This is a genomic window from Mesorhizobium sp. B2-3-5 (assembly GCF_006442395.1).
Classification (GTDB): Bacteria; Pseudomonadota; Alphaproteobacteria; order Rhizobiales; family Rhizobiaceae; genus Mesorhizobium.
Map to the genome: position 1 here is coordinate 24,026 of NZ_VFVX01000017.1, position 23,675 is coordinate 47,700.

The 23,675-nt window shown below is 62.4% G+C and carries 19 protein-coding genes; 10 read left to right on the top strand and 9 right to left on the bottom strand.

Translation table 11 applies throughout. The features are described from left to right. Positions 1 to 30 precede the first annotated feature (30 nt). Entirely contained in the window at positions 31 to 747 is a 717-nt protein-coding gene (gene pgl / locus FJ958_RS19350; RefSeq protein ID WP_140744785.1) for a 6-phosphogluconolactonase, read from the bottom strand. Beyond that, positions 729 to 2,198, bottom strand: a complete 1,470-nt coding sequence (gene zwf / locus FJ958_RS19355) for a glucose-6-phosphate dehydrogenase (protein WP_140744786.1) — start codon at positions 2,196 to 2,198, stop codon at positions 729 to 731. The genes pgl and zwf overlap by 19 nt, the downstream gene beginning before the upstream one ends. Before the next feature lie 309 nt (positions 2,199 to 2,507). On the opposite strand from zwf, the gene FJ958_RS19360 reads away from it, so the two are divergent. Continuing rightward, complete coding sequence (locus tag FJ958_RS19360) at positions 2,508 to 3,254, top strand: SDR family oxidoreductase (RefSeq protein ID WP_140744857.1); 747 nt, start codon at positions 2,508 to 2,510, stop codon at positions 3,252 to 3,254. 114 nt (positions 3,255 to 3,368) lie between these two features. Then, positions 3,369 to 4,673, top strand: a complete 1,305-nt coding sequence (locus FJ958_RS19365) for a Mur ligase family protein (RefSeq protein ID WP_140744787.1) — start codon at positions 3,369 to 3,371, stop codon at positions 4,671 to 4,673. A gap of 44 nt (positions 4,674 to 4,717) precedes the next feature. On the opposite strand, the gene FJ958_RS19370 is transcribed toward FJ958_RS19365, so the two are convergent. The 3 genes from FJ958_RS19370 to FJ958_RS19380 form a co-directional block, all read right to left on the bottom strand. Continuing rightward, positions 4,718 to 5,590, bottom strand: a complete 873-nt coding sequence (locus FJ958_RS19370) for an SH3 domain-containing protein (protein WP_181176441.1) — start codon at positions 5,588 to 5,590, stop codon at positions 4,718 to 4,720. A 379-nt stretch (positions 5,591 to 5,969) separates the two neighbouring features. Beyond that, positions 5,970 to 7,256, bottom strand: a complete 1,287-nt coding sequence (locus FJ958_RS19375; protein ID WP_140744789.1) for an FAD-binding oxidoreductase — start codon at positions 7,254 to 7,256, stop codon at positions 5,970 to 5,972. A 183-nt stretch (positions 7,257 to 7,439) separates the two neighbouring features. After that, the gene (locus FJ958_RS19380; protein WP_140744790.1) at positions 7,440 to 8,873 is read right to left on the bottom strand and encodes a glutamine synthetase family protein; all 1,434 of its coding nucleotides are present in this window, start codon (positions 8,871 to 8,873) and stop codon (positions 7,440 to 7,442) included. Between the two features lie 150 nt (positions 8,874 to 9,023). On the opposite strand from FJ958_RS19380, the gene FJ958_RS19385 reads away from it, so the two are divergent. Further along, on the top strand, positions 9,024 to 9,740 hold the full coding sequence (locus FJ958_RS19385) for an HAD family hydrolase (RefSeq protein ID WP_140744791.1): 717 nt from the start codon (positions 9,024 to 9,026) through the stop codon (positions 9,738 to 9,740). Between the two features lie 73 nt (positions 9,741 to 9,813). Here the strand turns inward: FJ958_RS19385 and FJ958_RS19390 are convergent, their stop codons facing one another. The 3 genes from FJ958_RS19390 to aceA form a co-directional block, all read right to left on the bottom strand. Next, positions 9,814 to 10,218, bottom strand: a complete 405-nt coding sequence (locus tag FJ958_RS19390; RefSeq protein ID WP_246679666.1) for a response regulator — start codon at positions 10,216 to 10,218, stop codon at positions 9,814 to 9,816. 276 nt (positions 10,219 to 10,494) lie between these two features. Further along, positions 10,495 to 10,737 (bottom strand): hypothetical protein, encoded by a 243-nt coding sequence (locus tag FJ958_RS19395; RefSeq protein ID WP_006202762.1) that lies wholly within the window; start codon positions 10,735 to 10,737, stop codon positions 10,495 to 10,497. Positions 10,738 to 10,794: 57 nt separating this feature from the next. Then, on the bottom strand, positions 10,795 to 12,084 hold the full coding sequence (gene aceA, locus FJ958_RS19400; protein ID WP_140744793.1) for an isocitrate lyase: 1,290 nt from the start codon (positions 12,082 to 12,084) through the stop codon (positions 10,795 to 10,797). 236 nt (positions 12,085 to 12,320) lie between these two features. Here aceA and FJ958_RS19405 point away from each other — a divergent pair, with 236 nt between their 5' ends. The 6 genes from FJ958_RS19405 to FJ958_RS19430 all read left to right on the top strand — a co-directional run bounded on the left by FJ958_RS19405 (position 12,321) and on the right by FJ958_RS19430 (position 19,306). Further along, on the top strand, positions 12,321 to 13,766 hold the full coding sequence (locus tag FJ958_RS19405) for an XRE family transcriptional regulator (protein WP_140744794.1): 1,446 nt from the start codon (positions 12,321 to 12,323) through the stop codon (positions 13,764 to 13,766). Between the two features lie 154 nt (positions 13,767 to 13,920). After that, positions 13,921 to 14,874 carry a DMT family transporter gene (locus FJ958_RS19410; protein WP_140744795.1) on the top strand — a complete coding sequence of 318 codons (954 nt, stop codon included), beginning with the start codon at positions 13,921 to 13,923 and terminating at the stop codon, positions 14,872 to 14,874. Positions 14,875 to 15,199: 325 nt separating this feature from the next. Continuing rightward, the gene (locus FJ958_RS19415; protein WP_140744796.1) at positions 15,200 to 16,297 is read left to right on the top strand and encodes a polyamine ABC transporter substrate-binding protein; all 1,098 of its coding nucleotides are present in this window, start codon (positions 15,200 to 15,202) and stop codon (positions 16,295 to 16,297) included. A 76-nt stretch (positions 16,298 to 16,373) separates the two neighbouring features. Then, a complete protein-coding gene (locus FJ958_RS19420; protein ID WP_140744797.1) occupies positions 16,374 to 17,513 on the top strand; it encodes an ABC transporter ATP-binding protein in 1,140 nt (379 codons plus the stop codon). Positions 17,514 to 17,522: 9 nt separating this feature from the next. Beyond that, positions 17,523 to 18,491: an ABC transporter permease subunit gene (locus FJ958_RS19425; RefSeq protein WP_140744798.1), complete on the top strand. Its 969-nt coding sequence runs from the start codon at positions 17,523 to 17,525 to the stop codon at positions 18,489 to 18,491. Then, complete coding sequence (locus tag FJ958_RS19430) at positions 18,488 to 19,306, top strand: ABC transporter permease subunit (RefSeq protein WP_140744799.1); 819 nt, start codon at positions 18,488 to 18,490, stop codon at positions 19,304 to 19,306. The genes FJ958_RS19425 and FJ958_RS19430 overlap by 4 nt, the downstream gene beginning before the upstream one ends. 118 nt (positions 19,307 to 19,424) lie before the next feature. Here FJ958_RS19430 and FJ958_RS19435 read toward each other — a convergent pair whose 3' ends face one another. Beyond that, on the bottom strand, positions 19,425 to 21,275 hold the full coding sequence (locus FJ958_RS19435; protein ID WP_140744800.1) for an AsmA family protein: 1,851 nt from the start codon (positions 21,273 to 21,275) through the stop codon (positions 19,425 to 19,427). Positions 21,276 to 21,567: 292 nt separating this feature from the next. Here FJ958_RS19435 and FJ958_RS19440 point away from each other — a divergent pair, with 292 nt between their 5' ends. Next, positions 21,568 to 23,538 (top strand): acetoacetate--CoA ligase, encoded by a 1,971-nt coding sequence (locus FJ958_RS19440; protein ID WP_140744801.1) that lies wholly within the window; start codon positions 21,568 to 21,570, stop codon positions 23,536 to 23,538. Positions 23,539 to 23,675 lie beyond the last annotated feature (137 nt).

Consider the following 23,675-nt stretch of genomic DNA (forward strand, 5'->3'; position numbering starts at 1 on the left):
GCGGTTGCCGGAACCACAGTAAACGTGAAATCAGGGCGCCCAGAAAACCTCTACGGGTCTGGGAGCGGCGTCGAGTACGGCTCGGATCGGCTTTCGCGGCCCGGGCGCGACAGCGCCGTCGAAAGCGGTGCGCTTATCCTCGCCTTCTATGTGCAGCGCGATGAAACCGGCGTCGATGATGCGCGCCAGCGAGAGCGTCAGTCGTGGCTCGCCGGCACTTGCCGCGTGAACCGGCAGGATGATCCGGTCGGATGCCGGATCGAGCAACCTCGGCAGACCGTCGGCATCGGGAAAGAACGAGGCGGTGTGGCCGTCCGGCCCCATGCCGAGCACCACGACATCGAGCGGCCAGGGCAGGGAGCGCAATGCCGCATCGTCGGATGCCGCCGCAGCCTCGATGCCGGCGGCCTCATGATAGAGCGGCACGAAACGCGCCGCTTTGGCCGCGTTCTGCAACAGATTGGCGGCCACCAGCCCGGCATTGGAGCGGGGCGAGGAGGCCGGCACGAAGCGCTCGTCGACCAGCGTCACGATCACCTTGTCCCAGGCGATCGGCGCCGCCGAAAGTGCGGCGAAGAATTTCGCCGGCGTCGCACCGCCGGAGACAGCCAGCAATGCCGTGCCGCGCTCGGCCATCGCCTTGGTCAGGTGGTCGGCAACGCGACCGGCCAGCGCCGCGGCCAGTGCCGGGCGGTCGGGAAAGGCGTTCCAGTTGTAGCTGGTGCTGTTCAATTGCTCTCGTGCCATGTCCGCCCGTCGCGTTCGATCAGTGCTATCGAGGCCGATGGCCCCCAGGTGCCTGCCGTATAGCCCTGTGCTTCCTGCCTGGCGCTTTCCCAGGCGTTCTGGATCGGGTCGATCCATTTCCACGCCGCCTCGACCTCGTCGCGGCGCATGAACAGCGTCTGGTTGCCACGGATGACATCCATGATCAGCCGCTCATAGGCGTCGGGCGCGCGGCCGTCGAAGGATTGCGCAAAGCTCATGTCGAGCGAGATCTGGCGCAGCCGCATGCCGCCCGGACCCGGATCCTTGATCATGATGAACTGCTTGACGCCTTCGTCCGGCTGCAGCCGGATGACCAGCTGGTTGGCGAAGATGGGGCCGGCACTGTCGCCGAAGATCGAATAGGGGATCGGCTTGAACTCGATGACGATTTCCGAGACGCGGGTCGCCAGCCGCTTGCCGGTCCTGAGATAGAAGGGAACGCCGGCCCAGCGCCAGTTGCCGATTTCGGCCCTGATGGCGACGAAGGTCTCGGTGTTGCTGTCCTTGCCGAGTTCCTCGACATATCCTTTGACCGGACCGCCGGCGGACGCGCCGGCGCGATACTGGCCGCGTACCGTGTGTTTCGGCGCCTCGTTGCCGTTGATGCGCTTCAGCGCCCTCAGCACCTTCAGCTTCTCGTCGCGCACGGCGTCCGCGTCCATCGAGGACGGCGTTTCCATGGCAACCAGGCACAGGAGCTGCAGCATGTGGTTCTGCACCATGTCGCGCAGCGCGCCGGCCTTGTCGTAGTAGGTGACGCGATCTTCCAGGCCCACGGTCTCGGCGACGGTGATCTGTACATGGTCGATTTGGGCGGAATTCCACAAAGGCTCGTACAGCGCATTGGCAAAGCGCAGCGCCATCAGGTTCTGCACCGTCTCCTTGCCCAGGTAGTGATCGATGCGGAAGATCTGGCTTTCGTGGAAATCGTCGCCCACGGCGTCGTTGAGCGCGCGCGCCGAGGCAAGGTCGCGGCCGATCGGCTTCTCCAGCACGATGCGCGAGTTCGGCGTGATCAGCTTATGCTCCTTGAGCTGGTGCGAGATATCGCCGAACAGCGCCGGCGCCACGGCCAGATAGAAGGCGCGTATGCAGTCGCTGTCGCCGATCGCCTTCTTCAACTTGTCGAAGCCGGCGCCGGTGGTCGCGTCCGCCGCGACGTAGGTTAGCCTCGCCAGGAATGTTGCCAGTTCCTTCGGGTCGATGTCTGCTGGCTTCACATGGTCCGAGATCGCCTGCTTGGCAAAGGCCCGGAATTCCTCGTCGCTCATCTTCGAGCGCGACGTGCCGATGATGCGCGTCGGCTCGGAGAATTGATGGTCGCGCTGGCGATAGTAGAGCGACGGCAGAAGCTTGCGCTCCGACAGGTCGCCGGTACCGCCGAAGATGATGAAGTCGAAAGGGTCGACGGGGATGATCTGGCTGGTCATGGTCTGTCCGCTTTGACGCCGCTCGCGAGTATGCGGCTGATATATTCTAATCGATTTAAATTTTCCAGTGCCATGGTGTCACATCAAGGACCGATCGCTGGATAATGCGTGGGTCCACATGTGCGCTTGACACTGGCGACAGCCGGAGGCTTGTCGGTGAACGAAGACTCCAGAAGCTTTCGCAGTTGCAGCATAGAACGTGAATGTGACGAAAGCTAAGGGGGAAATCTCGCGGTGTGGACCGCATCGCCGTCAGCCTGTTGTGCAAGCTGTGGAATGATCTCGAGGATATCAATGAGCGGGAAAAGCATGCGTCTGGAAAACAAGGTTGCCGTCATCACCGGTGCGGCCTCGGGCTTTGGCGAAGGCATGGCCAGGCGCTTTGCCGAGGAGGGCGCCAGGGTCGTTGTCGCCGATCTCAACGCCAAGGGGGCGGAGCGCGTCGCCGGCGAGATCGGCGAGGCGGCGATCTGGACGCAGACCGACGTTTCGCTGCGCTCTGAATTCGACGAGATGGTCTATGCCGCCAAAAGCGCCTTCGGCCGTATCGATATCATGGTCAACAATGCCGGATTCACGCATCGCAATAGCGACATGCTCAAGGTTGACGAGGAAACCTTCGACCTGATCACGGCCGTCAACATGAAGGCGATCTACCATGCCGCCCTTGCGGTGGTGCCGATCATGGAGCGGCAAGGTGGCGGCGTCATCCTGACCACGGCCTCCACCGCGGGGCTGCGGCCACGGCCCGGTCTCACCTGGTACAATGCCTCGAAGGGTTGGGCCATCACCGCCACCAAGTCGATGGCTGTGGAACTCGCGCCGAAGAACATCCGCGTCAACTGCCTCTGCCCGGTCGCCGGCGAGACGGGCATGCTGGAGAAGTTCATGGGCGTCGATACGCCCGAAATCCGCGAGACATTCCGCGCCTCGATTCCGCTCGGCCGGCTGTCGACGCCGCTCGATATCGCCAATGCGGCACTGTGGCTGGCATCGGACGAAGCCGCTTTCATCACCGGCGTGGCGCTGGAGGTCGATGGCGGCCGCTGCATCTGAAGCGCATCTTCGACAAGCCAGGCAATGGCAATCGTCGATTTGACCGCAACCGGCCTCGATTTGACTTGAGGTTCCCGCGGCCTAGAGTTCTTTCCGAGGCCAGGGGCCGGTGCGATGAACGCGAGATTGCGGAAAGTTCGCGAAAACCTGCGGCAGCGCGTCAGGGCCTACAGGGCGAGGCGCGCCCGCGCGAAAAGCAAGGCGACCTTCATCGGCGTTACCGGCAGTTCGGGAAAATCGACCGTCACGGCGCTGCTTGGGCATATATTGGCCGCCCATGGGCCGACCTATGCGCGAGTTTTCGCCAACACCATCAAGTCGCTGGTCAGCACGCTCTACAAGCGCATGAAGCGAGCGGGCGAGGTCGATTATGTCGTTTTCGAAGCTGGGGCCTTTGGCATCGATACGATCCGGCCAATGGCGGAAATGCTGCAGCCGCATGTGGCTATCGTCACCATGGTTCGCCTTGAGCATTTTGCCAGTTTCAGGACCCTGGAAAACATTGCCGTCGAAAAACGTGCATTGGTCGAGGCGTTGCGGCCGGACGGCCTTGCCGTCCTCAATGCCGACGACCCCCTGGTGGCCGGCATGGCTGAAGGCGCCAGATGCCGTGTCGTCACCTTCGGCAGGTCGCAACTGGCCGATTATCGTGTGACAGACATTCACGCCGCCTATCCGGATCGGCTGACGCTTTCGATCCATTGGCGCGGAGGCGTACTTGAGCTTCAAACGCCATTTCCAGCCGAGCACTTCTGGTTGCCGACCGCTGCTGCCGTGGCGACGGCGCTCGAACTCGGTGTTCCGCCGGACAAGATTGCCACCCAGATGGCGACTTTCCAGCCATTGGCAAATCGCTGTGCAGTGCTTGTCACCGAAGGCGGTCCGCAATTCGTTGTCGATGCCGCCAAGGCACCCTGGCATTCGATCGATCTTGCCTTGGATGTGATGGCCAAGGCGAGTGCTGGCCGAAAACGCATCGTGCTTGGCCAGATTTCGGATTATTCCGGCTCGACCAAGAAATACGCCTACGCCTACCAAACCGCGCGGGAAATCGCCGATCAGGTGATCTACGCCGGTGACAATGCGCATCGCTCGGGGGCGGGGCAGGCTGACCGCGACAGCGGCCGATTTGTCGAGCTTCGCACGGCGAAGGAAGTCTCCGACCACATCAAGCGCACGGCGGTGCCGGGTGAGCTGATTCTCCTCAAAAGCTCTTCAAACCTTCACCTGGAGCGCGTGGCGCTCGCCTGGACGCATGATGTCAGATGCTGGATTCCCGTCTGCGGCAAGCGGGAGGGCTGCGATACTTGCGGCCTGTACGAAGTTCCTTTCGAGCAGCATGGCGAGCATGTCAGGCAACGCAGGCGCGCCAAAAGATGGCAGCGGCTGCGACGCATGTTCGGCGGCAGGTCGTCGTAGTCCCGGCAGCTGAGGCCGGCCTCGGCTGCACATGCGCAAGTCCGTTACGCGCCGGTCTTGATATAGCTCTTGTAGACCCAGCCGGTCTTGCCGTTATAGACGATCTGGCACCACTTCTTGCAGCTCATCACCTGCACCGAGGTCTTGGCGGGCACCGTGACGATGGCGGCTGCATTCTTCTTCGGACTGCTGCGCATGGTCACTGGCCGGAGAATTCGCCCGGTGCCGGCCGCAGCTGCCTTGTGCGGCTTGGCCTTGTCCTTGCCGCCATTATCCTCGGCCGCCGCCGGCTGCTGTTCCGGTACTTGCGGCTGAACCTCCGGAATGGCGGCAGTCTGTGCGCCATCGGGATTGCTGGCTGCCGCCGGTGCTGGCGCGGCAACCTTGGCCAGCTCGGTGGCGGCATCGTTGTCGGCCGACGGTTGAGCAAACGCCGCCACGGCGGCTGGTTTGTCCGTCGGCTGCTCGGTCTTGCCTGCGGTCGGGCCGGTGGAAGCCGGGGCGGGAGCCGATACGGTTTTTGCCTGCGAGCCGGTCCAGCGAGGGTCATTGGCCGCAAGCGCGGGAATGGCGGCCTCGGCGACAGCCACGGCCGGTGAAACCTGATTGGCCTTGTGCGCCGCCCGCGGCACCGCTGCCGCGGCCACTGTCGTTCCCGATGGGGCGATCTTCGTCGTTTTCACGGGGGTGGCCGGAATCGTCTGTTCAGTGCTGGCGACCGCTTGCCGCTCGCTAGCCGGCAATGCCAGCCAGAGCGCGACCGCAGCCACGCCAAGCAGCGCGGCGGTGCCGATCGCGGCAATCACCAGATGAGAATTCGAACGGACTTCCTGCCAAAAGGACGGACGCATGTCATAGCCGAACTGCATGGCAAAGCGCCGACGTTCCGGAGCACCGAAACTGAAGGGCTCTTTCACTCTTGCCACCTCCATAAGCGGGCCGGTGTTCTCTCGATCAAATCCCGCAAATCATGCGTCTGATCAGCATCGGTCCCAAAAAACGCGGGAAGGCCCGCAACAATCCCCGAACAATCGCCCAGATGCGGACCTTTCGCCCGCGATTGTGGCATCAGTGCGCCATTATGAGAGATTCTGCGCTTTTGCCGGGAATTCCGCAATGTCCCGCCCGGGCAACAAATATTACATGGATATTACAATATTATATGGGATCGTGATCGCACGGGGTCGTGGCGATCCCAAGCGCACGGCGTCGAAAGGGGTTCAGTCGACGCCCTTTAGCCCCTATTTTCGTGAATGTCGTTCGCCCGAAAAGCGGGTCGCTTTCGGGCGACATGCATCAGATCCTGTCGCGCAGCGCGAACCAGTTGAGCGCCAGGAAAAGCAGCGGCGCGCGCAAACGGCGGCCGCCGGGAAATGGCGGAATTTTCAGGTCCTCGATCAGTTTCAGCCGGTCGCGGTTGCCGGCGACGGTCTCCGCGTAGAGCTTGCCGAAGAAGTTCGACAGCGTGACGCCGTGGCCGGAATAGCCGCCGGCCGAGATCACATTCGGCATCACTTCGCGCACAAACGGTTTTCTCGGCATCGTGATGCCGACATAGCCGCCCCAGCCATGGGTGATCTCGACATCACTCAGCGCCGGATAGAGTTCGGCGATCTGACGGCGGATATGGATGTGGATATCTTTTGGGTCGTTGACGCCATAAACCTCGCGTCCGCCGAAAAGCAGCCGGCCGTCCGCCGACTTGCGGAAATAGCGTACGACGAAGCGCGAATCATCGACCGACTCGCCGCCTGGCAGAACTTCTGAATTCGCTCCCAAGGGCACTGTCGCGCCGATGAACGACCCGATCGGCATGATGTGCGCGGCGCTCACCGGCTCGAGCGTACCGCCATAAGCATTGACGGCGATCAGGCATTTCTGAGCGCTCACCGTACCTCTCGGCGTCGAAACCTTGACCTTGCCGCCAGCGGAAATGATGCCGGTCGAAGATGTCCCTTCGAAGAGCCGCGCGCCTGCCTTTGCCGCCACCCGCGCCGTGCCGATCACCAGCTTCATGGGATGGATATGGCCGGTGCCGGTATCGCGCGTGCCGCCAAAATAGGCGATCGAGCCCAGCCGCTCCGCCGTTTCCTTGGCATCCATGAACGAGATGTGCGGGTAGGAGAAACGTTTGGCCATGATCTCGGCATGCGCCTTGTAGTCGTCGACATAGCGCGGCTTGTGCGCCACCGAAAGCTGGCCCGGCACGTAATCGATCTCGATCTGGTTGGCGGCGGCGAATTCAAGCAGATGCGCCTTCGCCTCCTCGGCGAGATCGAACAGCGCCTTGGCGCGGGACAAGCCGTATTCAGCCTCGAGATCCTCGGCCCAGGCGCGCTGCCCAGTGCCAAGCTGACCGCCATTGCGCCCGGACGCGCCATCGCCGAAGCGGTGAGCTTCGATCAGGACGACATTGGTCCCTGCCTTGGCCAGATGCGTCGCCGCCGACAGACCAGTGAAACCGCCGCCGATGATGACCACGTCACAGGTCCGGTCACCGTCCAGCGCCGGATATTCAGGCCGTGGCCCGGCCGTATCCTCATACCAGGAGCGGCCGGGAGAAATCGGGGATTGGTAAGGCATCGTACGGTGAAGACTCGGGTGTTCGTAGAGCGGTATAGTGAATAATGAGTGAGTAGTCAGTAGTCAGTAGTGAGTAAGTGAGTAGTGAATAGTGAAATGGTGGAGGACGATCCTACTCACTACTCACTACTCACTACTCACTACTCACTACTCACTACTCACTACTCATTATTCACTCAGCCATCACACATTCAGCAGCAGATATTCCCTCTCCCACGGACTGATCACCTCCATGAAGGTCTCGAATTCCGCCCGCTTGATCGCGGCGTAGGTGGCGGCGAAGGACTTGCCCAGGATCGCGCCGAGTTCTTCGTCGCCTTCGAACAGGTCGACGGCTTCGAGCAGGCTGCGCGGCAGGTCGATCTCGTCGGCATTGGCGGTGGTCAGCACCGGCGGTTCGGCCTTGATCTTGTTGGTGATGCCGATCAGTCCGCAGGCAAGCGAAGCCGCCAGGGCCAGGTAGGGATTGGCGTCGGAGGACGGGATGCGGTTTTCAACGCGTCGCGCCGCCGGGTCGGAACGCGGTACGCGGAACGCCGTGGTGCGGTTGTCATAACCCCATTTGTTGTTGACCGGAGCCGAGGCCGCCTGTGTCAGCCGGCGATAGGAATTGACATAGGGCGCGAACATCACCAGCGCGTTCGGCACATGCTTCTGCATGCCGCCGATGAAATGGAAGAAGTCCTCGGTTTCCGAGCCGTCCTCGGCCGAAAAGATGTTCCGGCCCGTCTTCTTGTCGATGATCGACTGATGGATATGCATGGCCGAGCCCGGCTGGCCCTGGATCGGCTTGGCCATGAAGGTCGCATAGATCTCATGCTTGAGCGCCGCCTCGCGAATGGTGCGCTTGAACATGAACACCTGGTCGGCAAGCTCGACGGGATCGCCGTGGCGCAGGTTGATCTCAAGTTGGCCCGCACCCTCTTCATGGATGAGCGTATCGATCTCCAGGCCTTGTCCTTCGGAGAAATGGTAGATGTCGTCGATCAGTTCGTCGAATTCGTTGACGCCGGCGATCGAATAGCCGGCGCCGCCGCCGATCGCGCGCCCCGAACGGCCGACAGGTGGGGTCAGTGGATAATCCGGATCCGGATTCTTGCGCACGAGATAGAATTCGATCTCGGGCGCTACCACCGGTTTCAGCCCGAGCTTGTCATAGGCGGCAATGACGCGCTTCAGCACGTTGCGCGGCGTGAACTCCACCGAGCGGCCATCCTGATGCACGAGGTCGCAGATGACGGCGGCCGTCGGATCCTCTTCCCAAGGCACCACCGTCAGCGTCGACAGGTCCGGCATCAGTTTGAGGTCGCCGTCATCCTCGGGATAGTGGAAGCCGTTGCCGTCCTCGGGATAGCCGCCGGAAATCGTCGTCATGAAGACGGCCGAAGGCAGGGCCAGCGAGGTGTTGGAGGTGAATTTCTTCGACGGCATCATCTTGCCGCGTGCGACACCCGCCTGGTCAGGCGTAATGCATTCGATATCCTCGATGCCGCGCCATTCAAGCCAGGCGCTGACTTCCTTCCAGTTCTTGACGCCACGTTGGCTTTTTACGAAGGCAGGCGCGCGGACACGTCCTCCGCGGCTCGACGGACGGACTTCCTTTTTTGCAGGCGGCATTATTCACCAGATAGAGTTGCGGATTTCGGAGTATAGCCGTGGCCAGCGATGGAAGGGAAGGGGAGCCATTGCCGGCATTTGCCGCCGCGGTTGAAAATCGCCCTCGGGTCGGCTTAGATTCGGCTTGTCCTTGAGTCCAGGAAGTCGGCGATGCGAACCAGCAGCGAAGTAACCACCATAGGCTTCGACGCCGACGATACGCTTTGGCAGAACGAACAATTCTTCCGCATGACGGAGAAGCGCTTCGCCGCCATGCTTGCCGATCATGGCGAGGAGAAGCAGATTTCAGCCCGATTGCTCGAGGCCGAACGGCGCAACCTTGCCGTTTATGGTTTCGGCATCAAGGGATTTACTCTGTCGATGATCGAGACGGCGATCGAGGTCACCGATGGGCGCGTGCCGGCTGCGGTCATATCGGAAATTCTCGATGCCGGCCGTGAGATGCTGAACCATCCGATCGAGCCCTTGCCGCACGCGCGCGAGACGGTGGAGAAGCTCGCCGGCACATTCCGCCTCGTGCTGATCACCAAGGGCGACCTTTTCGACCAGGAGCGCAAGCTGGCCGGGTCCGGCCTCGGCGATCTGTTCGACGCGGTCGAGATCGTCAGCGACAAGAGTGCCGCGACCTATGCGCGCCTCTTCAGCCGCCACGGTGATGGTCCCGCAAAGAGCATGATGGTCGGCAATTCGCTGAAGTCGGACGTGGTGCCGGCCATCGAGGCCGGCGGCTGGGGTGTCCATGTGCCGCACGAACTGACCTGGGTGCTCGAGCATGTCGAGGCGCCCGTCGCCGAGCCGCGGTTCCGTCAGATAGCCGATCTTGGACTGTTGCCCGCACTGGTCGAAAGCATCGGGAAATCGGGCTGATCGCCGCCTCAACTCTTTGTTTTTGCGCAATTCCGTACGGAAAAACCGTTGCGCACTTTTCTCCGGAATTGCTCTACCGGCCGATCAGGCGATCGATCACCGGTTGCAGCCGCTCAGGCGTGATCGGCTTGGCGACCACCACGTCGACGACGCTCGACAGGCCCAGGCTCTCGGGCGTGCCATTCTTGGTTGAAAGCAGGATCACGGGAGGAAGCGATTTGCCCGAAGTCCGCCGCAGCGTTTCGATGCCGGACATCAGATTGTCGCAGTCCTTGTTGTCGGAGCCGCCGTCGAGCACAATCACGCCGGGCAGGAGGGACCGCAAGGTCCTCGCCGCCGTATCGGGCGATTCCGAGATCGGTCTGAGCCCGGAACGCTCGACAATCTTCGATACCACCACTCGGTTGATCGGCGATTTCCCGACAACGAGCACTTGCGAGCGATCGCGGATCGTCTCGGCGCTGGAATGCCGGCTAATCTGATTCGGATGTTTTGTGGTCTCGCCCTCACGATTCACTGGGCACCCAAGTCGGCCAAGTTCGCCCCCATTTCAATGCAGAGTTGAAATCTGAAGACAATTGGCGTGAGATCGTGGCTCATGTCAAGTTGAAATAAAAGGCTGCTGGTTTGCCCCTGAAAACAATGAATTCAAGCAACAGTACTGTACTGAACTGTCCAGAATCTGATTGCGTAAAAATAAAATTCACCTGCGCACAATGTGCGCAGGTGAAGGGTCGGTTCGAACGATTTCCGATCAGCCATGGCTCTGCTGTGTCACGATCACCGGGATCAGCAGATCGCCCCAATTGCCGTCGCCACCATGGTGCCTTGCCGAGCGCACCAGCTCCACCGAGACGCCCGCCTCGACTGCCTTCATCACCGACTGGTTGAGTCTGTGCAGATCGTTGGCCAGCATGCGGATCGTCGCCTGCTGGTCGACGCTCATCGTGGTCGATTGCTCTTCCGCCCGTTCCTTGACGCGGCTTATCGATGCCATTGGTCTTCTCCTGTCCTTGAAGCCCTGTAGGGCGTTTCCTCGGTGTTTTCTGATCCGCTATTCCGCGGCCGGTTTGAACTGTGCGTGCTCGGTCGATTCATGCATGGCGGTGGTCGACGACTTGCCGCCGGTGATCGCCATCGACACCGCATCGAAATAGCCGGTGCCGACCTCGCGCTGGTGCTTGGTCGCGGTGTAGCCATTGGCCTCCGCGGCGAACTCGGCTTCCTGCAGTTCGGAATAGGCAGCCATCTGCCTCGCCTTGTAGCCGCGCGCCAGTTCGAACATGCCGTAGTTGAGCTGGTGGAAGCCGGCCAGCGTGATGAACTGGAACTTGTAGCCCATGGCGCCGAGCTCCCTCTGGAACTTGGCGATCGTCGCGTCGTCGAGATTCTTCTTCCAGTTGAACGATGGCGAGCAATTATAGGCCAGCAGCTTGCCCGGATGGTGCTTGCGCACGCCCTCGGCGAACTTTTTGGCCTGTGCCAGGTCGGGCTTCGAGGTCTCGCACCAGATCAGGTCCGCATGGGGCGCATAGGCGACGGCCCGCGCGATGCAGGGCTCGATACCGTTCCTGACCTGGTAGAAGCCTTCCACCGTGCGCCCGGCGTCATAGTCGACGAAGGGCTGGTCGCGCTCGTCGATGTCGGAAGTCAGAAGCTTGGCGGCTTCGGCGTCGGTGCGCGCCACGACCAACGTCGGCGTGCCCATCACGTCGGCGGCCAGCCGCGCGGCGTTGAGGTTGCGGATATGCGCTGCCGTCGGGATCAACACCTTGCCGCCGAGATGGCCGCACTTCTTTTCCGACGCCAGCTGGTCCTCATAGTGGACACCGGCGGCACCCGCCTCGATGAACGCCTTCATGATCTCGAAAGCATTGAGCGGTCCGCCGAAGCCGGCTTCGGCGTCGGCGACGATAGGCGCGAACCAGGTCTCGACCGAAAGCCCGTTGCCTTCGGAGGTTTCGATCTGGTCGGCGCGCTGCAGCGTGCGGTTGATGCGCTTGACGAGCTCCGGCGCGGCATTGGCCGGATAAAGTGACTGGTCGGGATACATCGCCGAGGCTGTGTTGGCGTCGGCGGCGACCTGCCAGCCAGACAGATAGATTGCCTTCAGCCCGGCGCGCACCTGCTGCATGGCCTGGTTGCCCGACATGGCGCCGAGCGCGTTGACGAAGTCTTCCTCATGGATGAGCTTCCACAGCCGGTTGGCTCCCATTTCGGCGAGGCTCTGGCGGATCTGCACCGAACCGCGCAGCCGCTTCACGTCCTGCGGCGAATAGGGACGTTCGATGCCGTCGAAGCGACCTTCCGGCGCCGAGGGGACAAGGTTGTAAAAATCAGTCATGGTCACTCCGAAAGATTGCTGCACGCTGTCCGCATGCCGATTGGCTTCAGCATCGGTATGTGACTAAGTTTACATTGCGGCGCAAAATGAGCCAGAAAAATCGGGAAGCTTAGCCGGATATAAGGGAAAATCTGTATTGTGTTTGACACGAACGCGCTGTAAATTTGTCAACATTGTAAAAGCAGCGGGCTGAGAACATCGCGGCTATCGTGTAAATTTATGTCAAGGGCATGTGGATGGCTGACCAGAAGATTTTCGCCGGACCGCGCATCCGCCGCATCCGCAACGCCAAGGGCCTGACCCAGACGGCGATGGCCGAGGGGCTCGGCATCTCGCCCTCCTATCTCAACCTGATCGAGCGCAACCAGCGGCCGCTAACGGTGCAGCTTATCCTCAAGCTGGCGTCCGTCTACAAGGTCGACCCACACGAGCTGCAGGGTGAGGCAAGGGGATCGGTCGCGGCCTTGAAGGAGGTGTTCACCGATCCGCTGCTGGTCGGCGAATTGCCTGGAGACCAGGAACTGATCGAGCTTGCGGAAGCGGCGCCCAACGCCTCGGCCGCGGTGATAAAACTATTCCGCGCCTATCGCGAGCAGGCCGAGCGGCTCTCCGACCTCAACGAGCTTCTGGCGCGCGAGGGGCGGGCGACGGCGCTTTCCGGCGCCCGCCTGCCGATCGACGAGGTGCATGAGACCTTCGAGCGGCGGCCGAACCATTTCGCCGCGCTCGAGGAGGAGGCCGAGGCGTTCACAGCGGCGCTCGATCCCGGTGACGACCTGTTCGGTGCGCTCAAGGCCTGGCTGAAGCGCGAATACGGCATCGTGGTCAAGGTGCTGCCGGTCGCCACCATGCCCAATTGGCGCCGCCGCTATGATCGCCATTCGCAACGCCTGTTCCTGTCCGAGCGGCTGTCACCGTTCGACCAGTTGCGGGAAGTGGCGATGGAGGCCTGCCTGATCCGCATCACGGTCGCGGTCGCCGGCGAAATCCAGGCGCTCAAACTGAGCACGGACGAAGCCCGCAGGCTCGCCCGCTTCGAGCTCGGCCGTTATGCCGCGCATGCGCTGATGATGCCCTACCAGACCTTTCACGCGGCCGCCATTCGCGCTCGCTATGACATCGACGTTCTGCGCTCGCGTTTTGGCGTCTCCTTCGAACAGGCGGCGAACCGGCTCACCATGCTGCAGCGGCAAGGCACGCCAGGCCTGCCCTTCTTCATGCTTGAGGTCGACAATGCCGGGAACCGCTTTCGTAGAGCCGGCAGCCAGGGCTTTCCGCACAGCCGCTTCGGCGGCGGCTGCCCCAAGCTGCCCGTGCATGCCGCCTTCACCCAGCCGGGCCAGGTCTTCGTCGAGGCGGTGGAAATGCCTGACGGCGCCGAGTTTCTGTGCATTGCCCGCACGCTGGAAGGCCCGCAGGGCGCGTTCTCCGAGCGTCCGCGCCGCACCGCTCTGCTGCTCGGTTGCGACATCGGCTTTCGCGACGACATCGTCTATGGCGCGGCACTGCCCGGCGCGGCTGCCGGGAAGTCGGGCCCAGGCACTGTCGTGGCGACGCCTGTCGGGCCCGCCTGCCGGCTCTGCGAACGCGTCGGCTGTCTGGCGCGTGCCGAACCGCCGGTGACACGTCCGCTCGGCCTCGACGAGATGGTGACCGGCCTGAGTGCCTTCGACTTCCAGTAACGCGGTGGATTGCAATAGAGCGGTCGTGAGGTGCCACAATCGTCGCCGGGCTCTGGACCACGCCCGGCCAGCGCGTTTGCGTTACGCGAACGGAGTATATTTTTGTCGTCCCTTGCGCATCGTCCCCGACCACAAAAGCTCGACAGTCGCGCCCATGACAGACGCAGCATCATCACGGAGCCTTGTTGCATCGACCGCCTCGCGGCGCGAGGAGCGCATCGGCTTCCTGCTGGTGTTCCTGTCGGCGCTGATGTGGAGTTTCGGCGGCACAATCGCCCGCTTCATCACTGCCGGCGACACCTGGACGGTGGTGTTCTGGCGCTCCGTGTGGGCCGCCGCCTTCCTGCTCTGCTTCATGGTCTGGCGTGACGGTTGGCGCGGCATGCTGAAATCATTCCGCGACATGGGCCTGCCCGGCCTTGCGGTCGGGTTCTGCTTTGCCATCGCGTCAACCGCCTTCGTCGTGGCTCTCGGCTACACCACCGTCGCCAACATCCTTTTGATGCAGGCCGGCGTGCCGCTTCTGGCGGCGCTGTTTGCCTGGGCTCTGTTTCGCGAACGGGTTGGTGTCGTGACCTGGGTGGCGATCGCCGCCGTCATCGCCGGCGTCGCCATCATGGTGTCGGAATCGCTCGATGGCGCGGTATCGCCCATAGGCGACGGGCTGGCGTTGCTGATCGCATTCATGTTCTCGATCGCCACAGTCATCACCCGGCGGTTCTCCAGTGTGCGCATGACGCCGGCGACCTGTCTCGGCACGATTCTGGCCGCGGGCTTTGCCGCCTCACAGGCCTCGACCTTCTCGGTCTCGCCCGGTGACATGGGTTTTCTGTTCGCCTTCGGCGTGGTCAATCTCGGCATTGGCCTCGCCTTCTTCGCCACCGGCGCTCGGCTGATCCCGGCGGCAATCGCGGCACTGCTCGGCACATTCGAGCCTATTCTTGGGCCGATATGGGTATGGCTCATCCATTCCGAAGTGCCGTCCGGACGTACCATCATCGGCGGTGCGGTGGTGGTCACGGCACTCCTTGTCCATATCGGGCTTGAATTCAAGCGCCAGGCACGGCCGCAACGGGCGGGGGTTACCGGAGTGCCGTCGCCTAATTGATGCCGGCACCGATGCTTTGCCATTGACAACGTTGCTGCCGCCCGGGCAGGCTGTGAACACGGCAACAACAAGACAGGCGTATCTTGCCAAGTCTCCCCGGCAACCCGATCGAGACCGGACCATATTTCTGTATTTCTGTCCGCGCGGTGGCGAAAGCTTCTGACGGCGCCGTGATTCCCTCCAGTCCGAGACGATTCCTGGGCTGCGTCGGGCGCGCCGATTGGCGCTTGTTGTCCCCTGGAAAGCTCAATAGTCTGAAGCAAATGCCCGGCCGCGCGCACGCCGCGACGAGTCGGCGATGGAACACTCACCAAAGGAGAATAGCATGATCCGCAAAGCGCTATGGCTTTCGGCGACCTCGGTATTTCTGGCGCTTTTGACGCCCGCGGGGCACGCCGAGGACCGCGTCGTCAATGTCTTCAACTGGTCCGATTATATCGATCCGACGATCATCGACGACTTCACCAAGAAGACCGGCATCAAGGTCGTCTACGACACCTTCGATTCCAACGAGATACTGGAAACCAAACTGCTTGCCGGCGGCAGCGGTTATGACGTCGTCGTGCCGAGCGGCAATTTCCTTGCCCGCCAGATCCAGGCCGGCGTGTTCCAGAAGCTCGACAAGTCGAAACTGCCGAACCTCTCCAATATGTGGGACACGGTTTCGGAACGGACCGCCAAATACGATCCGGGCAACGAGTATTCGATCAACTATATGTGGGGCACGGTCGGCATCGGCTACAACATCAAGAAGGTGCAGGCCGCGCTTGGCACCGACAAGATCGACAGCTGGGATGTGTTCTTCAATCCCGAGAGCCTGGCTAAGCTGAAGGACTGCGGTGTCTACGTGCTGGATTCGCCGGCCGACATCATTCCGGCGGCGCTGAAATATGTCGGCCTCGACCCGAACAGCACCTCGCCCGATGACATCGCCAAGGCCGAGGACGCCTTGATGAAGGTCCGCCCCTTTATCAGGAAATTCCACTCGTCCGAGTACATCAATGCCTTGGCAAATGGCGACATCTGCCTGGCCATCGGCTGGTCCGGCGACGTCTTCCAGGCGCGCAACCGCGCCAACGATGCCAAGCAGGGCGTGGAGATCGGCTATTCCGTGCCGAAGGAAGGCGCCCAGATGTGGTTCGACCAGATGGCGATCCCGGCCGATGCGCCGCATGTCGCCGAGGCGCATGAATTCCTCAACTACATGATGACGCCGGACGTGATCGCCAAATCGTCGAACGCCGTGCTCTACGCCAACGGCAACAAGGCGTCGCAGCAATTCGTCGACAAGGCGCTGCTGAGCGACCCGGCCGTCTATCCGGACGACGCGACGTTGCAGAAGCTCTATACCGTCTCGCCATACGATCCCAAGACCCAGCGCGTCATCACGCGTACCTGGACCAAGATCGTCACCGGCCAGTAAGTCATGGGATACGGCCCCGGCAGCCAACTGCCGGGGCCTCCTTTCCTTTGGGGAATTTTGAAGCACGGAGTTGGAAATGAAATCGCTTGGCAGCATCCGCAGGGATTTCGCGCCATGGAACGACCCGAGCGCCAAGCCATACATCCAGTTCGACAACGTCACCAAGAAGTTCGGTGACTTCACCGCCGTCAACAATTTGTCACTGACCATTTTCGAGCGCGAATTTTTCGCCCTGCTCGGCGCGTCGGGTTGCGGAAAGTCGACGTTGCTCAGGATGCTTGCCGGTTTCGAGGAACCCTCGGCCGGCCGCATCCTGCTCGATGGTCAGGATCTGCGCGGCATTCCGCCCTATCGCCGACCGGTCAACATGATGTTCCAGTCCTATGCCCTGTTCCCGCACATGACGGTGGAGAACAACATTGCCTTTGGCCTGAAGCAGGAGGGCATGCCGAAGGCCGATATCGAAAAGCGCGTCGCCGAGATGCTGAAGCTGGTCAAGCTCGAGCAGTTCGCCAAGCGCAAGCCGCACCAGCTCTCCGGTGGCCAGCGCCAGCGCGTCGCGCTCGCCCGCTCGGTCGCCAAGCGGCCGAAGGTGCTGCTGCTCGACGAGCCGCTCGGCGCTCTCGACAAGAAGTTGCGCGAGGAAACCCAGTTCGAACTGATGGACTTGCAGCAGGAGCTTGGCCTGACCTTCGTCGTCGTCACCCACGACCAGGAAGAAGCGATGACCATGGCCGACCGCATCGCCATCATGGACAAGGGCGAAGTGATGCAGGTCGCGACGCCGGCGGAGGTTTACGAGGCCCCGACGTCGCGCTTCGTGGCGCATTTCGTTGGCAACGTGAACATGTTCGAAGGCAAGGTTGCCGAGCGGACCGACAAGACAACACGCATCACCGGCACGACCGGAGCCCAGATCGTCGTCGAGAATGGCGCCGCCGCCGCGACAGGCGCCGACATCATCTTCGCCATCAGGCCTGAGAAGATCAGGGTGTCGTCGAAGAAGCCGGCCGACGCCGTCAACGCATTGGAGGGCGAAGTCTATGACATCGCCTATCTCGGCGACATGACCGTCTATCACGTCAGGCTGGATGACGGGCAGCTCGTGCGGGCAAGTGCCTTGAACGCGGCGCGCGTGAGCGAGGATCCGCTGACCTGGAACGACCGCGCCTGGGTGTCCTTCCGGCCCGACGCCGGCGTCGTCCTGACACGATAGGGGGCTGATATGTCCAACATCGCTGTCACCGACGCCGCCGCACCATCCGCCGCCGGCCAGCCGTTCGGGGCACGGCTGGCCGCCGGTTTCGTCAACCGGCTCGTCATCATCGTCCCCTATCTCTGGCTGCTGTTCTTCTTTCTCATCCCCTTCGTCATCGTCTTCAAGATTTCGCTGTCGCAGACGGCGATCGCCATGCCGCCCTACACACCCGTGCTCGACTTCAGCGACGGCGTTTCCGGCTTCTTCGCCGGGTTCCGTGACCTGAACTTCGACAATTATGTCTGGCTGACGCAGGACGCGCTCTATTTCAAGGCCTATGTCACCAGCCTGATCATCGCCGCCATTTCGACCGTGCTGACGCTGCTGGTCGGCTATCCCATCGCCTACGGCATGGCGCGTGCGCCGGCCACCATCCGCCCGACATTGCTGATGCTGGTCATCCTGCCGTTCTGGACGTCGTTCCTGATCCGCGTCTACGCCTGGATCGGCATCCTGAAGCCTGAAGGCCTGCTCAACCAGCTGCTCTTGTCCCTGCACATCATCAACCAGCCGCTGGTGATCCTCAACACTTACACGGCGATCTTCATCGGCATCGTCTATTCCTATCTGCCGTTCATGGTGCTGCCGCTCTATTCGTCGCTGGAAAAGATGGACTATTCGCTGATCGAGGCGGCCAAGGATCTCGGCTGCCCGCCGACATCAGCCTTCTGGAAGATCACCTTCCCGCTTTCATTGCCGGGCGTCATCGCCGGCTGCCTGCTGGTGTTCATCCCCGCTGTCGGCGAGTTCGTCATTCCCGACCTGCTTGGCGGGTCGCAGACGCTGATGATCGGCAAGACCTTGTGGAACGAGTTCTTCGCCAACCGTGACTGGCCGGTATCTTCGGCCGTCGCCGTCATTCTGCTGTTGCTGCTGACCGTGCCGATCATGCTTTTCCAACGAGCGCAGGCGCGTGCCCAGGAGCAGGATAAATGAACGCCACCTGGAGCCGCTTCAACGTCACCTCGATCGTGCTTGGCTTTGCCTTCCTGTACCTGCCGATCGTGCTGCTCATCGTCTTCTCCTTCAACGAATCCAAGCTCGTCACCGTCTGGGGCGGCTTCTCGACCAAATGGTACGTGTCGCTGTTCCACAATCAGGGCCTGATGGATGCCACCTGGGTCACGGCGCGCGTCGGTGTCATTTCGGCGACGGTGGCGACCGTGCTCGGCACGCTGGCGGCACTGACCTTGACGCGCTACACGCGGTTCAGGGGCAGGGTACTGTTTTCCGGTATGGTCTTCGCGCCGCTCGTCATGCCGGAGGTGATCACCGGCCTGTCGCTGCTGCTGCTCTTCGTTGCCGTCGGTCTCGATCGCGGTTTCCTCACGGTGACGCTGGCCCACATCACGCTCACAATGTGCTTCGTGGCGGTCGTCGTGCAATCGCGCCTGGTTTCCTTCGACCGTTCGCTGGAGGAGGCGGCGATGGATCTCGGCGCCACGCCGGCGAAGACCTTCTTCCAGATCACGCTGCCGGTCATCATGCCCGCGATCGTCTCCGGCTGGATGCTGGCCTTTACGCTGTCGCTCGATGATCTGGTTATCGCCAGCTTCACCTCCGGGCCGGGCGCCACCACGCTGCCGATGAAGATCTACAGCCAGGTCCGCCTCGGCGTGACGCCGGAGATCAATGCCGCCTGCACGATCCTGATCGCCGTCGTCGCGGTCGGCGTCATCATCGCCTCGATCGCCAACAAGCGGCGTGAGGTGCAGCGCCAGCTCGACGAGCGGGCCGCGCAGCGCGGGTGAGGGAGACGGAAGCCGAGGCTGGAGCCGTTCACCGTTTTATGGAAACAGCGAACCGCTCCGACTTTTTTGTTTTGACGCAATTCCAGGAAACCCGCTTCGCACGTTTCCTGGAATTGTCCTATTCGCCAGAGACGCCACGGCTTATCGGTGAAATGAACGGGGTGCTCCACGTTCCGCCGACGAAGAAGGACGACTGGTTCGGCCCCTGCTGGCCGTTCTTCTGCGCCGCCTGGTCAGGCTGGATGACGCCGCCGGACAACGCCAGCCCGCGCCCCGCATAGGAGGCGATGCCGGAAAGCCAGATCTTGTATTTCGCCGAATTGGCCTCGGCCTTGTCCAGCCTCGCCACGCCTCTCGAAATGGTTGCCTTCACTTCGGCGCCGTCGATCGGCAGCGTCCCGTCCGAGACGTCGTCCAGCGCGAAGAAGCCGCCCTGTTCGGTATGCTTGAGAAAGGCCGGCAGGTTGAATTTGCTGAGCGCGCCGGGGCCGAAGGTCGCCGTCACCGAGCCGTCGGCGTTTTCGAAGATGGAATCCCAGGTCCTGCCCGGTCCCTTGAGGATGACCGAAACGGTGCCCGTGCCGACCGGAACCAGCCGGGTCATCCCGGCCGCCGTGCCGAACGCGCCGCCATCGACATCGGAAGCAAGCAGCCGGATCTCGACCTGGGTGCCTTCGGGCTTGCGGTCGAAACGAAGGCTGCTCTGGATGTTGCCGCCAAAGGCCGAGGCATCGGAAATGTCGAAGACGGAAAGACCATCCTTGACCTGGGCGGTGGCGGCCACATCGGCAAGCTGGATGCTGCCGGCTGTGGCATGTGCGGCCGAGAGCCTGAGATCGAGGTTGACCCGGTCGGCAAAACTCGTGTCGGCATCACTAGGTCCAGCTCCGCTCGCCGGCCCCAGCGGCGTGAAGGCGGACAGGAATGATCTGAGATCGAGCGTGTCGAAGGCGAGTGTGCCGGAGATCACCGGCTGTGCATCGCCAAGCGACAGGTCCAGCGCGCCCATACCGGGATTGTTGTCCAGCGCCAGCGCGGTATTTTCGAACTTGACGCGTCCGGCCGACGCCGTGACCTTGCTCGAAATGCTGACGGAGCCGATCGCCGCGCTTGGCGCGATGCCAGCCTGCGACCATTCCAGCACGCGGCGCAGCGAGGGTGCTGCGAACTTCACCTGGCCGTCGAAATAGCCGTTCTCGGACATGCTGGCCATGCCGTCGAAGGAGAAGGTGGCGGGCGCGGCCTTGAAAGACAAGGTGAGCGGCGCCGTGCCGCCGGCAAACAGCACCAGCGGCTTCGGCGAAGCGGCATCCACGGTCACGCTTTCGCCGCGCCAGATCCCGGTTGCCGACAGTGTCGCGTTGCTGTTCATCGCCGCCCAGCTGGCCTGGCCATTAAGGCTGCTCAGGATTTCCACGTCCTTGCCGTTGACCGAAGCCACCATGCGCCCATCCCTGAACTCCACCGTGCCGAAGGCATCGGCCGGCAGCTTGTCGAGGTCAGGCTTGGCGGGGTTGGCATTGACGACGCCGCGGGCGGTGTCGATGGAGCGCGCGATGCGGCCGCCGGTCGGTGCTGTGGGCAGGAACAGGCCGTTTTCCGTGCGCTGGACCCGGATCGTCGGCCGCACCAGCCGCGCCGTGGAGAACGCCACATCGCCCTGCAACGCCGCCATGGCCGAGAGGTCGACCTCGACCCGTTCGGCCTCGACGACTGGCGGCGCGTCGGTGTCCGTCCACTTTGACAGCGTCACATCGGTCAGGATCGCGCGGAATTTCGGCCAGACCTCGATGCGCGGTGAGCCGTCAATGGCAACCCGGAATCCACTCCAGGCGCTCATCTCCCAGGCGATGCGGTCGCGCACGATGCGCGTCGAGGCGATCAGCGGCAGGGCGGCGACCACCAGAGCGATGACGATCACGGCAGCGCCGATCGCCCATACTCCACGGCGGATCAAGGATGATGGCATATCGCCCCGTATGCTTCCATTCCGATAAAATCATCCGACGGGTGTAACCCCTGTCGTCACCACGACTCCTGTCGTCACCACGACTCCTGTCGTCACCACGACTCCTGTCGTCACCACGACTCCCCGTCGTCACCACGACTTCCCGTCGTCACTACGACTTAGGGCTGACGCATTTCAAGTCTTTATGGCCCGGCGATGGCATTTGCGCACACCTAGCGGTATCAGCCGAACAAAATCTTGCTCTGCTGCGCTGCGATATGCATAAGCGATGACGACCCTGGGAGGATCGATCATGGCTGCCGAAGTACCGCTCTGGACCCCGACGCAAGACCAGATTGACGCTTCGCCATTGACTGCTTTCATGAAGGCCGCGGAGGCGAAAGCCGGCACCGCATTCGCCTCCTATGCCGACCTTCACGGCTGGTCGGTCGAGAACCGCGAGGCATTCTGGAGCCTGGTCTGGGACTTCTGCGGAGTCGTTGGCGACAAGGGCACCGGTGGGGACGAACGCATACTTGTCGATGGCGACAGGATGCCTGGCGCCGCCTTCTTCCCCGATGCGTCGCTGAATTTCGCCGAGAACCTTTTGAAGACGACCGGCGCGGCCGAGGCGATCGTCTTTCGCGGGGAGGACAAGGTCGAGCGGCGGCTGTCCTGGAGCGAACTGCATGGCCTGGTCTCGCGCCTGCAGCAGCTTTTCGTCTCGCTCAAGGTAAAGAAGGGCGACCGCATCGCCGCGATGATGCCCAACATGCCCGAAACCGTCGCCGCCATGCTGGCCGCGGCCTCGATCGGCGCGGTGTGGTCATCCTGTTCCCCTGATTTCGGCGAGCAGGGCGTGCTCGACCGCTTCGGCCAGATCGAGCCTGTGCTCTTCATCGCGCCGGACGGCTACTGGTACAATGGCAAGGCGATCGAGGTCGCCGACAAGGTCGCGGCGGTCGCGGCCAAGCTCGCCAGTGTCCGCAAGGTTCTGCTCGTCGACTATCTCGGCACCTCGGCCGACGTGGCCGACACCATCGACAAGGCCGTGGCGATGGAAGAGGCGCTGTCGCCCTTCGCCGCCAAGGCCGTCACCTTCGAGCGGCTGCCGTTTTCGCATCCGCTCTACATCCTGTTCTCGTCGGGAACCACCGGCATTCCCAAATGCATCGTCCATTCGGCAGGCGGCACGCTGATCCAGCATGTCAAGGAACACCGCCTGCATGCCGGTCTCTTGGATGGCGACCGCTTCTTCTACTTCACCACCTGCGGCTGGATGATGTGGAACTGGCTGGTGTCGGGCCTCGCTTCCGGTGCGACGCTGCTGCTCTATGACGGCTCGCCCTTCTATCCCGACGGCAACGTTCTGTTCGACTTCGCCGATGCCGAGAAGATGACCTTTTTCGGCACCTCGGCCAAATTCATCGATTCGGTGCGCAAGGCCGGCCTCAAGCCGATCCGCAGCCATGATCTGTTGAGCGTGCGCAGCATCTCTTCCACCGGTTCGCCGCTGTCGCCCGAGGATTTCCGCTTCGTCTACGACGGCATCAAGAAGGACGTGCATCTGGCTTCGGTTTCCGGCGGCACCGACATCGTCTCCTGCTTCGTGCTCGGCGTACCGACCCAGCCGGTCTGGACCGGCGAGATCCAGGGGCCGGGCCTTGGCCTCGCCGTCGACGTCTGGAATGACGACGGCAAGCCGGTCAGGCAGGAGAAGGGCGAACTGGTCTGCACCAAGGCGTTCCCGTCCATGCCGATCGGCTTCTGGAACGACCCCGACGGCAAGAAATACCAGGCGGCCTATTTCGAGCGTTTCGACAATGTCTGGTGCCATGGCGATTTCGCCGAATGGACGGCGCATGGCGGCATGATCATCCATGGCCGCTCGGATGCCACGCTCAATCCGGGCGGCGTGCGCATCGGCACGGCCGAGATCTACAACCAGGTCGAGCAGATGCCGGAGATCCTGGAGGCGCTGTGCATCGGCCAGGATTTCGACAATGACGTGCGCGTCGTGCTGTTCGTGCGGCTGGCCGCCGGCGTGCAACTGGACGAAGACCTGGAAAAACGCATCCGCGCCAAGATCCGCGGCGGCGCGAGCCCTCGCCATGTCCCGGCCAGGATCGTCGCCGTCACAGACATTCCGCGCACCAAGTCGGGCAAGATCACCGAACTCGCCGTGCGCGACGTGGTGCATGGCCGCGCCATCAAGAACAAGGAAGCGCTCGCCAACCCGGAAGCGCTGGAACTGTTCAGGAACCTGCCTCAGCTTGCCGAATGAGCCCAGCCGGCATGGTTAATGAAATATGGCGTGCGAATTTACCTAGATTTCACGAGTGGTACACATTCGTAAATTTTCCGCGGCGCCGGTAAGGACTTGTTAAGGCCCGACGCCGATAGTCGCACGTAACTTGAGGG

Coding starts and splice junctions, on each gene's coding strand:
- pgl (WP_140744785.1), bottom strand. CDS start 747: ATGGCACGAGAGCAATTGAACAGCACCAGCTACAACTGGAACGCCTTT.
- zwf (WP_140744786.1), bottom strand. CDS start 2,198: ATGACCAGCCAGATCATCCCCGTCGACCCTTTCGACTTCATCATCTTC.
- FJ958_RS19360 (WP_140744857.1), top strand. CDS start 2,508: ATGCGTCTGGAAAACAAGGTTGCCGTCATCACCGGTGCGGCCTCGGGC.
- FJ958_RS19365 (WP_140744787.1), top strand. CDS start 3,369: ATGAACGCGAGATTGCGGAAAGTTCGCGAAAACCTGCGGCAGCGCGTC.
- FJ958_RS19375 (WP_140744789.1), bottom strand. CDS start 7,256: ATGCCTTACCAATCCCCGATTTCTCCCGGCCGCTCCTGGTATGAGGAT.
- FJ958_RS19380 (WP_140744790.1), bottom strand. CDS start 8,873: ATGCCGCCTGCAAAAAAGGAAGTCCGTCCGTCGAGCCGCGGAGGACGT.
- FJ958_RS19385 (WP_140744791.1), top strand. CDS start 9,024: ATGCGAACCAGCAGCGAAGTAACCACCATAGGCTTCGACGCCGACGAT.
- FJ958_RS19395 (WP_006202762.1), bottom strand. CDS start 10,737: ATGGCATCGATAAGCCGCGTCAAGGAACGGGCGGAAGAGCAATCGACC.
- aceA (WP_140744793.1), bottom strand. CDS start 12,084: ATGACTGATTTTTACAACCTTGTCCCCTCGGCGCCGGAAGGTCGCTTC.
- FJ958_RS19405 (WP_140744794.1), top strand. CDS start 12,321: ATGGCTGACCAGAAGATTTTCGCCGGACCGCGCATCCGCCGCATCCGC.
- FJ958_RS19410 (WP_140744795.1), top strand. CDS start 13,921: ATGACAGACGCAGCATCATCACGGAGCCTTGTTGCATCGACCGCCTCG.
- FJ958_RS19415 (WP_140744796.1), top strand. CDS start 15,200: ATGATCCGCAAAGCGCTATGGCTTTCGGCGACCTCGGTATTTCTGGCG.
- FJ958_RS19420 (WP_140744797.1), top strand. CDS start 16,374: ATGAAATCGCTTGGCAGCATCCGCAGGGATTTCGCGCCATGGAACGAC.
- FJ958_RS19425 (WP_140744798.1), top strand. CDS start 17,523: ATGTCCAACATCGCTGTCACCGACGCCGCCGCACCATCCGCCGCCGGC.
- FJ958_RS19430 (WP_140744799.1), top strand. CDS start 18,488: ATGAACGCCACCTGGAGCCGCTTCAACGTCACCTCGATCGTGCTTGGC.
- FJ958_RS19435 (WP_140744800.1), bottom strand. CDS start 21,275: ATGCCATCATCCTTGATCCGCCGTGGAGTATGGGCGATCGGCGCTGCC.
- FJ958_RS19440 (WP_140744801.1), top strand. CDS start 21,568: ATGGCTGCCGAAGTACCGCTCTGGACCCCGACGCAAGACCAGATTGAC.